At 26.3% G+C, this 15,247-nt stretch carries 17 protein-coding genes; 6 read left to right on the top strand and 11 right to left on the bottom strand.

Features of this window, described 5'->3' with window-relative positions:
• Positions 1 to 35 precede the first annotated feature (35 nt).
• The 3 genes from CRV01_RS10815 to CRV01_RS10805 all read left to right on the top strand — a co-directional run bounded on the left by CRV01_RS10815 (position 36) and on the right by CRV01_RS10805 (position 3,906).
• On the top strand, positions 36 to 545 hold the full coding sequence (locus tag CRV01_RS10815) for a hypothetical protein (RefSeq protein ID WP_129008222.1): 510 nt from the start codon (positions 36 to 38) through the stop codon (positions 543 to 545).
• Positions 545 to 1,234, top strand: a complete 690-nt coding sequence (locus CRV01_RS10810; protein WP_129008221.1) for an SDR family NAD(P)-dependent oxidoreductase — start codon at positions 545 to 547, stop codon at positions 1,232 to 1,234. The genes CRV01_RS10815 and CRV01_RS10810 overlap by 1 nt, the downstream gene beginning before the upstream one ends.
• A 110-nt stretch (positions 1,235 to 1,344) precedes the next feature.
• The gene (locus tag CRV01_RS10805) at positions 1,345 to 3,906 is read left to right on the top strand and encodes a bifunctional diguanylate cyclase/phosphodiesterase (protein WP_129008220.1); all 2,562 of its coding nucleotides are present in this window, start codon (positions 1,345 to 1,347) and stop codon (positions 3,904 to 3,906) included.
• An 11-nt stretch (positions 3,907 to 3,917) separates the two neighbouring features.
• On the opposite strand, the gene CRV01_RS10800 is transcribed toward CRV01_RS10805, so the two are convergent.
• From CRV01_RS10800 to CRV01_RS10770, 7 genes are all read right to left on the bottom strand, one after another.
• Positions 3,918 to 4,625, bottom strand: coding sequence for a ZIP family metal transporter (locus CRV01_RS10800; protein ID WP_129008219.1), 708 nt, complete (start codon positions 4,623 to 4,625; stop codon positions 3,918 to 3,920).
• 60 nt (positions 4,626 to 4,685) lie between these two features.
• Complete coding sequence (locus tag CRV01_RS10795; protein ID WP_129008218.1) at positions 4,686 to 5,927, bottom strand: OFA family MFS transporter; 1,242 nt, start codon at positions 5,925 to 5,927, stop codon at positions 4,686 to 4,688.
• 100 nt (positions 5,928 to 6,027) lie between these two features.
• On the bottom strand, positions 6,028 to 7,221 hold the full coding sequence (gene sstT, locus CRV01_RS10790; RefSeq protein ID WP_129008217.1) for a serine/threonine transporter SstT: 1,194 nt from the start codon (positions 7,219 to 7,221) through the stop codon (positions 6,028 to 6,030).
• Positions 7,222 to 7,343: 122 nt separating this feature from the next.
• Positions 7,344 to 8,279 (bottom strand): hypothetical protein, encoded by a 936-nt coding sequence (locus tag CRV01_RS10785; RefSeq protein ID WP_129008216.1) that lies wholly within the window; start codon positions 8,277 to 8,279, stop codon positions 7,344 to 7,346.
• A 77-nt stretch (positions 8,280 to 8,356) separates the two neighbouring features.
• Positions 8,357 to 9,265 carry a class I SAM-dependent methyltransferase gene (locus CRV01_RS10780; protein WP_129008215.1) on the bottom strand — a complete coding sequence of 303 codons (909 nt, stop codon included), beginning with the start codon at positions 9,263 to 9,265 and terminating at the stop codon, positions 8,357 to 8,359.
• Entirely contained in the window at positions 9,252 to 9,731 is a 480-nt protein-coding gene (gene greA, locus CRV01_RS10775) for a transcription elongation factor GreA (RefSeq protein WP_129008214.1), read from the bottom strand. The genes CRV01_RS10780 and greA overlap by 14 nt, the downstream gene beginning before the upstream one ends.
• A gap of 2 nt (positions 9,732 to 9,733) precedes the next feature.
• The gene (locus CRV01_RS10770; RefSeq protein ID WP_129008213.1) at positions 9,734 to 10,213 is read right to left on the bottom strand and encodes an RNase H family protein; all 480 of its coding nucleotides are present in this window, start codon (positions 10,211 to 10,213) and stop codon (positions 9,734 to 9,736) included.
• 88 nt (positions 10,214 to 10,301) lie between these two features.
• Between CRV01_RS10770 and sfsA the strand changes: the two genes are divergently transcribed.
• Positions 10,302 to 11,006, top strand: a complete 705-nt coding sequence (gene sfsA / locus CRV01_RS10765) for a DNA/RNA nuclease SfsA (RefSeq protein ID WP_129008212.1) — start codon at positions 10,302 to 10,304, stop codon at positions 11,004 to 11,006.
• Positions 11,007 to 11,027: 21 nt separating this feature from the next.
• Here the strand turns inward: sfsA and CRV01_RS10760 are convergent, their stop codons facing one another.
• Entirely contained in the window at positions 11,028 to 11,315 is a 288-nt protein-coding gene (locus CRV01_RS10760; RefSeq protein WP_129008211.1) for a hypothetical protein, read from the bottom strand.
• Between the two features lie 148 nt (positions 11,316 to 11,463).
• On the opposite strand from CRV01_RS10760, the gene CRV01_RS10755 reads away from it, so the two are divergent.
• Both CRV01_RS10755 and CRV01_RS10750 read left to right on the top strand, forming a co-directional pair.
• Positions 11,464 to 11,664, top strand: coding sequence for a YgaP-like transmembrane domain (locus tag CRV01_RS10755; protein ID WP_129008210.1), 201 nt, complete (start codon positions 11,464 to 11,466; stop codon positions 11,662 to 11,664).
• Between the two features lie 112 nt (positions 11,665 to 11,776).
• Positions 11,777 to 12,655, top strand: coding sequence for a hypothetical protein (locus CRV01_RS10750; protein WP_129008209.1), 879 nt, complete (start codon positions 11,777 to 11,779; stop codon positions 12,653 to 12,655).
• Positions 12,656 to 12,689: 34 nt separating this feature from the next.
• Here the strand turns inward: CRV01_RS10750 and CRV01_RS10745 are convergent, their stop codons facing one another.
• From CRV01_RS10745 to CRV01_RS10735, 3 genes are all read right to left on the bottom strand, one after another.
• The gene (locus tag CRV01_RS10745) at positions 12,690 to 13,424 is read right to left on the bottom strand and encodes an IclR family transcriptional regulator (RefSeq protein WP_129008208.1); all 735 of its coding nucleotides are present in this window, start codon (positions 13,422 to 13,424) and stop codon (positions 12,690 to 12,692) included.
• A gap of 43 nt (positions 13,425 to 13,467) precedes the next feature.
• Positions 13,468 to 14,028: a DJ-1/PfpI family protein gene (locus tag CRV01_RS10740; protein WP_129008207.1), complete on the bottom strand. Its 561-nt coding sequence runs from the start codon at positions 14,026 to 14,028 to the stop codon at positions 13,468 to 13,470.
• A gap of 97 nt (positions 14,029 to 14,125) precedes the next feature.
• Positions 14,126 to 15,217, bottom strand: coding sequence for a PQQ-dependent sugar dehydrogenase (locus CRV01_RS10735; protein WP_129008206.1), 1,092 nt, complete (start codon positions 15,215 to 15,217; stop codon positions 14,126 to 14,128).
• Positions 15,218 to 15,247: the final 30 nt, after the last annotated feature.

Here is a 15,247-nt window from a genome sequence, read left to right as displayed (position 1 = left end):
AAGTCGGTTTAATATAATAAAATTATAATAAGCAAATGAAAAATTTTATATTTTATTTATCTATTGTTTTATTTTTTGCAGCTTGTTCAAACAAAAATGCTTTAATAAAAAATGAAATTAAAGATAACTCAAAAAAACTAACAAATCTTATAGTTAATTCATCTTCATATATTGACAAACAAGAGGCTGAAGAGTTTTCTAAAAGTATTATTCTTTACTCTTCTTTTCTTGCAGAAAGTTATGGAGTAAATACACATCCATTAATTCATAACACATTAATAAATCTTAACCTAAAGGAAAAGGGTTTGTGTTATCATTATGCAAATGATTTATTAAAATATATAAACTATAAAGACTTTAAAAGTTTTAAATTTAAAAAAATTGTTTCAAATCGGAATAACTATTTTGAACACACAGCATTAATCCTTACAAGAAAAGATATCTCTTTTAGAAATAGTATTGTTTTAGATGCTTGGAGAAATGCTGGAAAACTATATTTTTCAAAAGTAAAAAATGATAAACAATATAAATGGGAGTTAAAATAATGAACAAAAACATCTTAATAACTGGTTGTAGTTCGGGACTTGGTTTAGCACTTACAAAACTATACTTAGAAAAAGGATATAAAGTATTTGGGATAAGTAGAAGAAAACCTAAAATAGAACATAAAAACTTTTTTTTTAAAGAGTTTGACTTATCAAAAATAGAATCTATCAAAATTGAATTAAGTACATTTATAACAAATATAAAAGAAATAGATACTGTTTTTTTGAATGCAGGAATGCTAGGAGAAATCAAAGAGATAACAAAGCTTGAAACAAAAGAGATACAAGAAGTACTAAACTTAAATGTTTTTGCAAATAAAGAGTTACTTGATATTTTAGCAACATTAAAAACAAATACTGTAGTTGGTATTTCATCAGGTGCTTCTAAAAATGGTTCTAAAGGTTGGGGTTCATACTCTTTATCAAAATCATCTTTAAATATGTTATTAAATCTTTATGCCAAAGAGATGTTAGATACAAAACTACTTGCTATAGCTCCTGGAGTTATTGAAACACCAATGACTGATTATATTAGATTCGATATTGATGATGAAATATTTACTTCAGCAAAAAAACTAAAAAATGGAGAAATTCAAAAGCCTGAAGCTGCAGCAAAAAGATTATTTGAAGTTTTAAAAACGAAAAATGAGTTTGAAAGTGGTAGTTTTATTGATGTAAGAAACATATAAAGTAGTCTAAGTATATAATTAATTTCAACTAGAGCTAAGCTTTATATAATGGGGATTTCGGTATTTTATAATTTTAAAAAATATTATTAAATCCATTTATAAGGCTCTTTATGAACACAAAAACATTTAAAAATTATATTTTCTCTAGTAAAATTATTTTAGTATCAATCATTTTTCTAATATGCTTCTTTTTTAGTACATATTTGCATACCTCATTAACAAAAAAAGAGTCAATCGAGCATTCTACTACAATATCTAATCAAATCTTTTCATCTATGTATCAAATTATGAGAAAAGGTTGGAGTAGAGAAGATTTAAAGATGTTTACAGAATCATTAGAAAAAAACTTTGAAGGTACTAATTATGAAATTAATATTTATAGAGCTGATATTGTTAAAGAGCTTTTTGGAGATATTAAAGAAAAACCAAAAGATAATACTTTAGTTAATATCTTAAAAGGAGATATTAAAGAGTACAAATCTTTTGAAGATAATGTTACTAGAAATATAATTCCTTTAAAAGCTTCTAATGAGTGTTTAATGTGTCATGCAAATGCAAAAGTAGGAGATGTTTTAGGAGCAGTTGAAGTAAAACAAGATTTAAATACAATCTTTGCTGAATCAAAATTTCAATTTACCATTTTCTTTTTAATTATCATACCTATATTCTTTATTTCTGCATTTATTTCATCAAGATATACAAGCAAAAAAATAACTAAAAACCTTGACCTTTTTAAAGAAAAAGTAGAAGGAATAAACTCAGTAGATGATTTTAAACAATTTGACTCTAAAAATATTGACCTTTATTTTAAAGAGTTCAATGAGATTATTAAAAATGTAGATAATATGGCTGAAAAGCTTAAAAATGTAGCTGTAGATAAAGAGTTATTAGAGTTTGAGATTAAACTTCTTGACAAATTTATTATTACTTCAGATGTAGTAAAAGACTGGAGAGAATACATTAGTGATTTACTTTTAGAAATCAACAAAATTATGGAAACATATACTTTAATGACTATGTTTAGAGTAGATGATGACCAATTTGAAGTTGATATTTTTTGGCTAGGAGTTCCTAAAGAAGAAGTAAAAATTGTATTTGAAGAATATACAAATAATATGATTAAGAATTCTGAATACTTTAAAGGTATGACAGATTTTAATATCAAACATATAATTGCAAATAGAAATAAAAAGCTTGACAATCTAAAAAGAGAAGATATAGAATATAGATCTAAATCTCTATTCTTAGATGCACCAAAAATCGGTGGTATTGTAGGAATTGGACTACAATCTGTTTTATCAACTGACCCAATTAGATATATTGTTGTTGACTCTATTTTAACAACTATGGCAAATCTTGTTGGTTCAGTAAAAGCTATTAATAAATATACACAAGATTTAGAATATTATGCAGCAAGAGATCCATTAACTGATCTATTTAATCAAAGAGTTTTTAATGATATGATGATTTATGAAATCAAAAGAGCAAAAAAACATGATTATTCTTTTGCTTTAATGATTATTGATTGTGATAACTTCAAACCTATAAACGATAATTTTGGACATGCTTTTGGAGATAAATTCTTACAAACAATTGCAGATATTCTAGAAGAAGAAAAAAGAGATGAAGATATTGTTGCTAGATATGGTGGCGATGAATTTACTATTATCTTACCAGAATGCGATGCAAATGGTGCTCAAACTGTTGCAAAAAGAATTTCGCAAAAAATTGAGAATGAAAAACTTTTAGCTCCAGATAACACTTATGTTGGTATTACTATTTCTATTGGTATTTCTGTTTATCCTGAACATACAACTTCACAAAAAGAGATGTTTATAATTGCAGATCACATGATGTATGAAGCAAAAGATGAAGGTAAAAACTCGATCAAACTTCCAACAAAAGATAATGTATCGGAGATTTTAAAAGTAAACCAAGAAAAATCTGCACTACTTATTTCTGCAATTGAAAATAATGAAATATTCCCATATTTCCAACCTATTAGACCAGGATTAAGTAATAATAATGATCTTGTAATTCATGAACTTCTTATGAGAATCAAACATAGTGACAAAGTATTCTCTGCCTTTGAGTTTATAGAAATTGCAGAAGCTAGAGGTTTAATCAATAAGATGGATTTAATGGTTATTGAAAAAGCCTTTGAAAAAATACAATCTACAAACTATGAAGGACTTTTATTTATAAATCTTTCTCCTAAATCTCTAATTGTAAATGATTTTATAAATCAAATTAATATTTTAGTAAATAAATATAATATTGATAAAGAAAAAATAGTATTTGAAATAACAGAAAGAGAGACAGTTAAAAACTTCTCTTTACTTGAAAAGTTTGTACATAACTTAAAACAAGAAGGTTATAAATTTGCTATTGATGACTTTGGTTCTGGTTTCTCATCATTCCACTATATTAAGAAATTCCCTATTGATTATTTAAAAATTGATGGTGATTTTATTATAAATATTAACAAAGATGAAAAAGATAAAGCTTTTGTTAATTCTATTGTTACTTTAGCAAAAGAATTAAACGTACAAACAATTGCTGAGTTTGTAGAAAATCAAGAGATTGTTGAAACTTTAGATGAACTAGATATAGACTATTGTCAAGGTTACCACATAGGAAAACCTTCTGAAGAGTTTATTTCTCTTAAATAAAATGAAGCACTTTAAACAAGTGCTTCACCTAACATACCTACAATAAACCCTAAATTCACTCCAAACGCAATAAATCTACTATTTTTTAACTTCATAGATGGTGCTATATCTTCAAAAATAAGGTATAAAATTCCACCTGCTGCAAAAAGCATTAAAGAAGAAGTAAGTTCTGTATTATCCTTTAAAAGATAAAAACCTATCAAAGAAAATATTACACCAATAAAACTAAGAAAAAACAGCATAGTTAAAGCTTTTGCGATTGAAAAAGCAGAAGACCTTAATTCAATATATGAAGTAAAAGCTTCAGGTAGGTTTTGGCATGCAATAAAAATAGCTAATAAAACACCTGTATGATAGTCATACATAAACACAGCACCTAATGCAATAGATTCAGGAATAAAATCTAAAAGCATTGAAAGAAACTGTGGTATAGAAGCAGAGTTTTTATGTATATAATCATCTAAAAAATAAAAAACAATAGCACCAAGTAAGAATATAAAAATACTAAAACTAACAGTTAAATTATGCATTCCTTTGGGAACTAATACAAAAGAAACAGCTGCAAGCATTATTCCTGTTGCAAAAGCTGTTAAAAAATGAATTATTTCAATTTTTGTTTTTCTATTTAAAACAGTTTTTTCAAAAAAGTAAGATAATAATCCACCAATAAATACAGTAGAACCTGCTAGAAAGGCAAATATAATTATTTTGTAAGGCATAAAGACTCCATAAATATAAAAAAAGATTATATCATAGAGTCTTTTTATAACCTATTTAGATTAATGCTTTTGTTTTTTTTGAATTGATTTAATATTTATTAACATTGCAATTGATACAAATAGTGCAATAATAAAGAAGCCTGCAAATACATAAAGTGTTTGAGAATAACTTCCTGTAATATCTTTTACAATAGATATAATAAGTGGACCAACTAAACCTGCTACTGCCCATGCTGTTAAGATATAACCATGAATAGCTCCAAGCTCTTTTGTTCCAAAGATATCACCAATATATGCTGGAATAGAGGCAAAACCACCACCATAACAAGTCATAATAAAGTATAAAACAACTTGGAAAATCACAATTTCTGTAATTGATGGTAATACATAAAATGCAATTGCTTGTGTTAAAAAGAAAATAATATATACAACAGGTCTAGTTAAATAATCACTTAAAGAAGCCCAAAAAATTCTTCCAGCACCATTAAAGATTCCCATTAATCCAACTGCTGCCGCTGCTGCTATTGCAGAGATACCTACTACTTCTTGTAATAAAGGTGAAGCAACACCAATAATTGCAATTCCACAAGTTACATTAATAAATAACATCACCCAAAGTCCATAAAACCTTGGTGTTTTAATAGCTTCACTTAGTCCTAAAGTTTGTAAATCTTTCTTTAATTTCTTTTTACCCTCTTTTAGCTTGTTTTTAAACTTTGTAGGTAAATAATCTTCTTCTGGTTTTTCTAAATATAATGCTGATGAAAACATAACAACAAAGTATGCTGCACCTAAAATAAAAAATGTTGAAGCAATTCCTACTTTTGCAATCAAAATTTCAATTGTTGGACCCCAAATAGCTGAAGCAAAACCAAAGCCCATAATTGCAAGCCCAGTTGCCATACCTCTTTTATCAGGGAACCATTTTACAAGTGTTGAAACAGGAGCAATATAACCTATTCCTAAGCCACAACCACCTAATACTCCATAGAAGAAATATAATAAAGCTTTTGATTCCATTAAAATTGCTAAACCAGAACCAGCTGTTCCTAATGCAAATAAAGATGCAGAAATTATTGCAGAAACTCTAGGTCCATTTTTTTCAACAAATTTACCCATAAGTGCTGCACTTAAACCTAAAAAGAAAATAGCAATAGAAAATGCTATTGTTACATCTGTTAAAGTCCAGTTCATTTGTGTTTGAATTGGGTTTACATACACACTCCATGCATATACAGACCCAATACAAATATGAACACCAACTGCTGCTAAAGCCATTAGCCAACGATTTTTTTCAACCATTCTATTTCCTTAAACTAAAATGAAGATGATTTTATCTTTATTTTTATTAAAGAAGTTAAAAAGTTGATCAAATAGAAACTAAGCTTAAGCTTAGTTTCTATTAGTGACAAGCAGCTGTAAAAACAACATCAGTAGAAGAATTTAAAGCAGTTTCCATTGAATCTTGAATTACTCCAATAATAAATCCAGTTGCCACTACTTGCATTGCTATATCATTAGAAATTCCAAATAATGAACAAGCAAGTGGAATTAAAAGAATTGATCCCCCTGCTACACCAGAAGTTCCACAAGCAGCCAAACTTGAAATAATACATAAAAGTAATGCCGTACCAAAATCTACATTTATTCCTAAGGTATTAACAGTAGCTAAAGTTAAAACAGTAATAGTTACAGCAGCACCTGCCATATTTGTAGTAGCACCTAAAGGGATAGAAATAGAATATGTATCTTCATCTAAACCAAGTTTTTTACAAAGATTTAAATTTACAGGTATATTTGCAGCACTACTTCTAGTAAAGAATGCCGTGATTCCACTCTCTTTTAATGCTATTAAAACTAATGGATAAGGATTTTTTTTAGTTTTTAAAAAAACAATAAGAGGATTTAGAACTAATGCAATAAATAACATAGTGCCAACAAGAATAATTATTAATTTAGAATAAGTTAACAAAGTATCAAAACCAGTTTCCGCAACTGTATTTGCAACTAAACCAAAAATACCAAAAGGTGCTAATCTTATAATAAATTTTACAATTTTAGTTACACCATCAGAAACATCAAAAAAAACTTTTTTAGTTTCCACAGAGCTACTATGCATTGCAAAGCCAAGTGCTATAGCCCAAACCAATACTCCTATAAAATTGCCTTCTAATAGCGCATTAATAGGGTTATCCACCATATTAAATAAAACTCCTTTTAAAACTGCAACAATACTATCTGGGGGAGTTAAAGATTGTTGTGTTTCTTCAAGAAACACTAAATCTATAGGAAATGCAAAACTAATTAATACTGCAATTACAGCAGATAAAAAAGTTCCCATTATATATAATGTAATAATTGGTTTCATTTTAGTTTGAACACCAACCTCTTTTGTAGCAATTGCAGTTGATACAAGGACAAAAACTAAAATAGGGGCTATAGCTTTTAAAGATTTTACAAACAACTCTCCTAAAATAGAAAAAGAAAGTGCGAAATCTTTAGAAACTGTTGCAACAACAACACCCAAAACAATACCTATAAAAATTTGTAAAACCAAGTTTCCATTTACAAATTTGTTGACTAATACTTTAAACATATATAATCCTAAAATTTAATTTTAAAAGTTAAATTTTAACAAAGAAATGTTTTAGTTTAGATTATATTAAAATTGCATAATTGTCACATTAAAATTACATTCAAAAAAGTTATTAAAAAAGATTAATCCTCTTTATCTTCAGAAGTTTTTCTTAAAAATTCACTTGGATTGATTTTTTTTGCAAATATTTTTGCAGTTGAGATTAATTGTTTAAATTTATCTTTTATTTTTAAGCTTCTGTTTGCAATGTCATATTTATAATCAAATATAGTTTGAATATTGTTAGTATTATTCAAAGTTGCATTTAGTAAAGGATTTAAAGTTCCTTCATAAAAATTACTAAAATTTTTGAATCTATAATTTAAACCAGCTATAAAATTATATTCATCTTCAGAATATTCAACACTATTATATTTTATTGAAGTTTTAATATCATCAATAGGATAATAACCTAAAGTTCCACTATAGTCTTTTTCTCTTTTATCATAAGCTTTTGATGTTTGCAAAGAAAATGTTGTATCAATTGCTCCAAAAGAGTAATCTTCTTTAAAAGTAATTTCAGCAAAAGTTGTATTTGTAGTGGTATTTGCATGAAAGGCATCATTTAATTTATTTATTATATAACCAACTTCAAAATTATAAGTGTTAGTATCACCAAATCCTAAAGATACTCCGCTTGTCATTTGTTTTACAAATTCATAATTATCTAAAATAGATACTTTTTTATCTAAATAACTAAATCCAAATTTATTATAAAACTTATCATTAAAATCTATTTTATGAATAAAAGCAGCTTTTTTAAAATCAATATGGTTTTCTACATTATAGTAATAATCATTCAAATCATATTTTAAGCCAAAACCATAATAAGCATTATCATCAGATTTTGTACCAACTCCATACACGAAAATATCATCTAGATAACTTCTTCCATCATATGTATTTGTTGCTATTGCTCCATAAAGTAGCTGACTTTCTAATTCTTTTGGTTTAGAGTTAGCAAACAATGAGTTAACACTTATAAGTCCAATTAAAAATAATATTTTTAAGTTCGACAAAATGAATCCTTACTACAATATATAATATTTTATTCTAACTTTTGAAAACTTAATTATTTATTATCATTTTATACAATTTACTTACTGAAAATTAAGTTTTTTAAACTTCTTTCTTCCTTGTTGGTAGGAAAGGTACTCAAATTATCAATCTTCCTTACAAATCTAAAACTTGGAGCTTCTTCTTTAAATAAATCTTTTATAAAATCAGAATCCAATTCTGGTGCATTTAAACAAGATAAAACAATACAGTTTTCCTTTGCTAACTCATCAAGTTTTCTTATTATTTTTCTATAATCTTTTGTTGCTGCAAAACTTCCTTTTTGAAAAGATGGTGGATCTATAATTATAATATCATAGGGTGCAAATTTCCTTATTTTACTCCATGACTTTAAAATATTAAAAGGTAAAAATTTTACTTTTTTTAAATCTAAACCATTTATCAAATGATTCTCACGTCCAGTATTTAAAGCATTTTTAGCCATATCTACATTTACTACTTGCTTTGCACCTGCATTTATAGAAGCTACAGAAAAAGCACAAGTATATGAAAATAGATTTAAGACATTTTTACTTTCACAAATTGAAGAGATAAATTCCCTTCCTTTTTTCATATCTGCAAAGTAACCTATATTTTTATTTGAAAAGTTTAGTTGATATTTTAAACCATGTTCAATAGCTTGTGTTTCTTTTGGCAAAATACCTTTTAAAACCTCATTTTCTCCACCATTTAAATATCTTCTTTGTAAAACTAAACACTCAAAATCATATTCTTCATAAATAGAACCTAAAAGTTTTAAAAGCTCTTCTTCCACTTCTTTTTCAACTTTTTCAAAGAAAGTAGCAAACAATATTTTATCTATACTATCTAGTGTAAGAAAAGAAAACTTATCATAAAAGTTTCCCCTTCCATGAAAAACTCGTTTAAACTCTTTTGTTTTTTCTTTTAAATTCTCTTTTATAATATTTTCTAAATCATTTATATTCATATTTTTTTATCTCTATTACTTCATATTCATAGGTTTCATTATTTATTGTAAACTCAAACTCTTCATTTAAATGTTTTCCAAGAAGTACTCTACCAAGTGGAGACTTATTTGATATTTTATTTTCATTTGGATTAGTTTCAAAAGTTCCTACAATAATAAACTCTTTTATAGAATCAGTATTCAAATCTAAAATACTTACTTGTGAACCAAAGTTTACTTTATTGTGGGGGATTTTTGTGGTATCAACTACAGTAGAATTATTAATAATCTTATCTAAAAATCTAAGTCTTTTATCGATATTTCTAATCATCTCTTTTGCAGAAATATATTCTGCATTTTCACTTCTATCACCAAATTGAGCTGCTATTTCTTTCTCTTTCACCCAATAAGGTTTTTCTACTTTTAAAAGATTATTAAACTCTTTTACAAACTTCTGATACCCATGTTCTGTTATTAATTCTTTCATTTTTAAATTGTATCTAAAGTTATATTTCTAAGCTCTTTTCTGGCTTTTTTATCTACTTTTGAGAAGATTAAATCAATCTCATCTTTTAATGAACTTTTTTTATGACCTTTAATTTTTATAAATTCTAAATCATATTTTTTATTTAAAGTAAAAAACTCTTCATAAAGTAAATGATTTTTGATTATTTTATTTGTTGAAGTATAATAATTACTTTTTTTAAGTTTTTCCTCTCTATTCAAAAGAGAAAAGATATTTTGACAATCAGTATAAATAAGAAGTTTATCTTTACTATCAATAGTTTTCAAAGCCCAAAGTAAACACTCTAATTCTAATATAGTAGAAGAAGTATTTTCAAATTTTTTTATCTTGATTTTATTTTCATCAAAATTTTCTATCTCATCACAAATATAAAATGCACCAATACCTACTTTACTTTGAGGATTAACACTACCATCTACAAAAACTTTTTTTATTTTTTCCATATTAGATTATAGCTACTTTTTATATATTAAAGATTTTATATAAAAATAAGCCAAGTTCTATAAAATACAAAAAACAAAAAGGTCTTTTGTGAAATTTGAAGAACTAATTCATGGAAAACTTATAAAAAGATATAAAAGATTTTTAGCAGATATTATTTTAGACAATGGGGAAGAAATAACTGCTCACGTACCAAATAGTGGAGCCATGACTTCTTGTATTGAAGAAAACTGTGATGTTTGGGTTACGCACCATGATAATCCAAAAAGAAAATTGAAATACACTTTAGAACTAACAAAAATGGGTGAAAATCTAATTTGTACAAATACAGGTGTTGCAAATAAAATTGCCATAGAAGCTATTGAGAATGGAACTATAAAAGAGTTACAAGGTTATGATAATCTAAAACCTGAACAAAAGTATGGAAATCAAAATAGTAGAATTGATATTTTACTTTGGAATAATGATAGCGATAAAAAATGTTTTGTTGAAATCAAAAGTGTAAGTCTAAATTTAGGAGAGACTCTTGCTTTTCCTGATGCAAAAACAACAAGAGGACAAAAGCATTTAGAAGAGCTAAGAGATATGGTAAAAGAAGGTCATAGAGCAGTTATGCTTTATGTTATTCAAAGAACAGACAACTTACCTTTTACAATTGCAAAAGACATAGATAAAAAATATAATGAGATTTTTCAAGAAGTAACTTCAAATGGAGTTGAAGTTTTAGTTTATCAATCAGATATTAATTTTAAAGAAATAACTATCAAGGGTGTAAATAAAGGAATTAAGAACTAAAAACATAAAGGCATTATGCCTTTATGAAAGTTCAGCCCCACAACTTTGACACTCTTTTCTAAACCACCCACGACCTGGAAACTTTTTACACTTTGGACATTTCCATAAAAATATAGTAAATCCCATATATATTACAAAACCAGCAATACCTGCACGGAACCAGAAATCTTGTCCTTGTCCAAATACTTGATTAACATCTTTTACTATCATAACTATACTTGGAGTTAATAATATGAAAAAAATCGCAGCTACTATTTTTGCATTTCTAATAACTTGCGCAAACTCTTTTTTTATCTGTTCATTCTTCATAAACATCCTCTTTTAAATTATTTAAAATATTATAACAATAAAACATAGCAATAAAAAATAAATAATCTTAAGTAATTTAGTTAGTATAAGTAAAATTTATTTAAGTTTAATAAGTTAGAATTATAAAAAAATATAAAAGGAACTTATAATGAACAAATTTGATAAGTTTAGAAATTTTTGTAGAAAATTCAGAATTTTAATTGGTATAGTGCTGATAGGTATTGGGTTTTATACAAGTATTGCATGGTTTTACTTAGGAATTATTCCTTTAATTGCAGGGCTTGTTGATTTTTGTCCTTTATGCATTGTTACAAAAAAATGTACACCTAAAAACATACAAAGCCATTAAAAGCAGATTTAAATCTGCTTTTAATTTTATTCTTTTATCTCTAATATTTTTCATTTATTAAAAAAAGTACTGTATAATACGTTTTTAAAATATTTTATATGGAAATGTATTAATGAATGTGCTAAAAAACCTGTTTACTGATTTAGAAAACCTACTTAACTTATTAAATGACTTTGATTACAGCAGACTTATTTTATTAACAATTACAATGTTAATTGTTTATATTGTAAATATTATTGCTTTAAATAGATATCACAAGAGTAAAATAAATAAAACACAAATAGAATTAAAAAGAATAAACCTTGAAGCAAATCTAAATCTAAAAAGACAAAACCTTTCAAAACTGTACATAGCTATATATTTGCTTATTTCCTTTTTAATTATCTCTAATAACAACCTTGCAGTTGTAATTCCTGTTTTATCTGCACTTATATTAATTCTTCTATTTTCAATAAAAGAGCAATTAAATAATATCTTTTTAGGATTAGCATATAAGTCTTCTATTTTAACAACTATTTATGAAGGAATGGAGTTTTATTTTAAAGAAAAACCAAATGAAGTTTGTAAAATATCAAAGGTAAATCTATTTAAAACTATTTATAAAAATGAGATGACAGGTCAACTTCTATCTTTAGAAAATAAAGTTTTAAATGAAAAAGAGATTATTCATAAAGTAATTACAGATTTAGACTATGTTGAATTTAAATATACAGTAAGTAGTGACTATGATGTAGAAAAATATGTAGAAAAAACAAAAGAAGAACTTGTTGAATATATTAATACCATTGAAGATGTAGATTTTAAGACATTAAGAGAAACAGTATTATCTTTAAGATCAAAATATAACACTACACCATTTCTAAAACCTTCATACACTATTGATGTAAGTTTTGACACAAGAGAAGATTTAACAATAAGAATAAAACTAACTACTTATAAATACAATTATGAAAACTATTTAGATGATTTACTTAAATTTAGACCTAGGTAATAATTAGTTAAGTATCAAAAAAAGAAATTGTTTTTTAACAAATAATTTTATAATTTTCTACTAGGTTTGATATTTCTTTTCCTAAAGAGTTAAGTTTTTCTATAGATAATCTCTCTTTAGTACCAGAAATACCCACTGCACCAATTAATATATTTTCATGATTGAACAAAGGAACTGCTACACAAGACATATTATCTTGATATTCACTATTATCAATTGAGTAACCATTTTCTTTTACTTCTTCGATTACTTGTTCTAAAAAGCTAATATCAGTAATTGTATTATGCGTATATTGATTAAGCTTTATAAGCTCTAAGTCATAATTTCCAAAAGCAAGTATTGATTTACCTAAAGCATTAGTATGTAGTGGAGCTTGAAGACCTATATTATTTCTTGTTTTTACTTTTCTATTTGATTTATCGATTTGATTTACATATAAAACTTTATAATCATCAAAAACTCCAAAATAAGCACACTCTTTTGTAAGTTCATAAATATTTTCTAGAATAGGTTTCGTTTTTTCTACTAAAATTTGTATTTTTGTTTTTTGAGTAGTTTTATTTTCTAAAGATTTTGGAATAATCTCATTTGAATATTCTAAATAAGAAATATAGTTTTCATCTTTTAATGTTTGTAAAATTCTAGACATAGTACTTTTATTTATATCTAATCTTTCACAAAGAGTTGAAGCTAAAATAGGTTTTCCATAGTTTATTATCTCTTTATAAACTTGTAAACCTTTTGTTAAAGATTGTAATTGAGTTGACATTTAAGTCCTTATGCAAAACTAAGTTAATAGTTTTGCACAAGTTTTATAAAAGTTCATTAAATTTTGCAAGCCAAGCTGGATGTGCAGGCCAAGCAGCAGCTGTAACAAAGTTTCCATCTACATGAGCATCTTCAAAGCCAATATCTATCCAAGTTCCACCTTTCATTTCTAAATCAGGTGCGCAAGCTGGATAACAAGAACAAGTTTTATCTTTAACTACATCAGCAGCTACTAAAACTTGAATACCATGGCAAACAGAAGCAATTGGTTTATTTTTATTACTAAAATCTTTTACAATATCTAGTACTCTTTGGTTAAGTCTAATATATTCAGGAGCTCTTCCACCTGGAACTACAAGTGCATCATATGTAGTTTCATCAATCTCATCAAATGTTGCATTTAATGTAAAATTATGTCCTGGCTTTTCTGTATATGTTTGATCACCTTCAAAATCATGAATTGCAGTTTTAATCTGCTCTCCTTCTTTTTTATCTGGACAAACTACATCTACAGTGTGACCTAACATTAACAGTGCTTGAAAAGGGACCATTAACTCATAATCTTCTACAAAATCACCGGCTAAAACTAAAATTTTTTTTGACATTGTTCACTCCTTAATTAAGTTAAAAAATACTAATACAACTTGAGTTAATAACATATATGTAAAATATATTAATTTTACTTAGTTTCACTCTATGAAACTAATTCCTTAAAAGAAAGATCTTTCCACTATCAGAAGATAGTACAATTTCTCCCTTTGGTCCTTCAATAATATTTCTTATTCTTTGATGTAAGTTTTCAAAGAGTCTATTCTCTTCTACAAACTCTGCATTATCATTCATAGTTATTATATTTAGATGTGTAAGTTTAAGTGCTCCAGATAATAATTTTCCTTCTAAGTCTTTAAATTTTTTTCCAGAATAGACAATTAAAGAACTTGGTGCAATAGAAGGAATATAATATTTTCTAGGTTGTTCCATACCTGCTTTATGAGTTCCTTCCCCTACAGAAAGCGGAGCCCAATACTCTTTACCATAAGAAATAATAGGCCAACCATAGTTCTTACCTTTTTCTATTAAGTTTATTTCATCTCCACCTCTTGGTCCATGCTCAATCGCCCATAACCTTTTTGTCTTTTTATCATAAAATAAGCCTTGAATATTTCTATGACCATAGGAATATATTTCATCTAAAGCATTTGGATTTTCTACAAAAGGATTATCTTTAGGGATAGTTCCATCAAGATTTAATCTTATAATTGTTCCTGCATGGGTTGTTAAATCTTGCCCATTAGGTCTTACACCTCTATCTCCTATACTAAAATATAAATGTCCATCTTCATCAAAAGTTATTCTACTACCAAAATGCCTTGAGGTATCACTTGATGATTTTGTTATAAGTAAATCTTTCCATTGTTGAAATTTTTTATCTACAAATTTTACTTTTGCTAAAGTAGTAACCCCTTTATTCTTTATCTCTTTAACATATGTAAAATATAAAGTTTTATCTTTCTCATAGTTTGGACTTTTTTTTACATCTAAAAGACCACCTTGTCCTCTATGATAAACAGTTGGGGTATTAAGTAGATATCTAATAGTTTTCTTTTCTAAATTTAATATTCCTATTTTACCATTTAGTTCAGTAAACAAAATTTCTTTTTCATTTAAAAAAGTCATTCCCCATACTTTTCCAAGATTAGAAGCTATCTCATCTAACTTATAGCTAAAAGTATTAGTCTTAGAAAATAGGATAGTTGCTAATAAAAGAGTTGCAAAAATAAAAAGTTTTTTCATAATAAACTCCTATTTGATTAATAATACTTT

Source organism: Arcobacter sp. CECT 8983 (genome assembly GCF_004118855.1).
Taxonomy (GTDB): Bacteria; Campylobacterota; Campylobacteria; order Campylobacterales; family Arcobacteraceae; genus Halarcobacter.
Note: the sequence above shows the minus strand (reverse complement) of the source record. Positions and strands in the feature narration are given on the sequence as shown.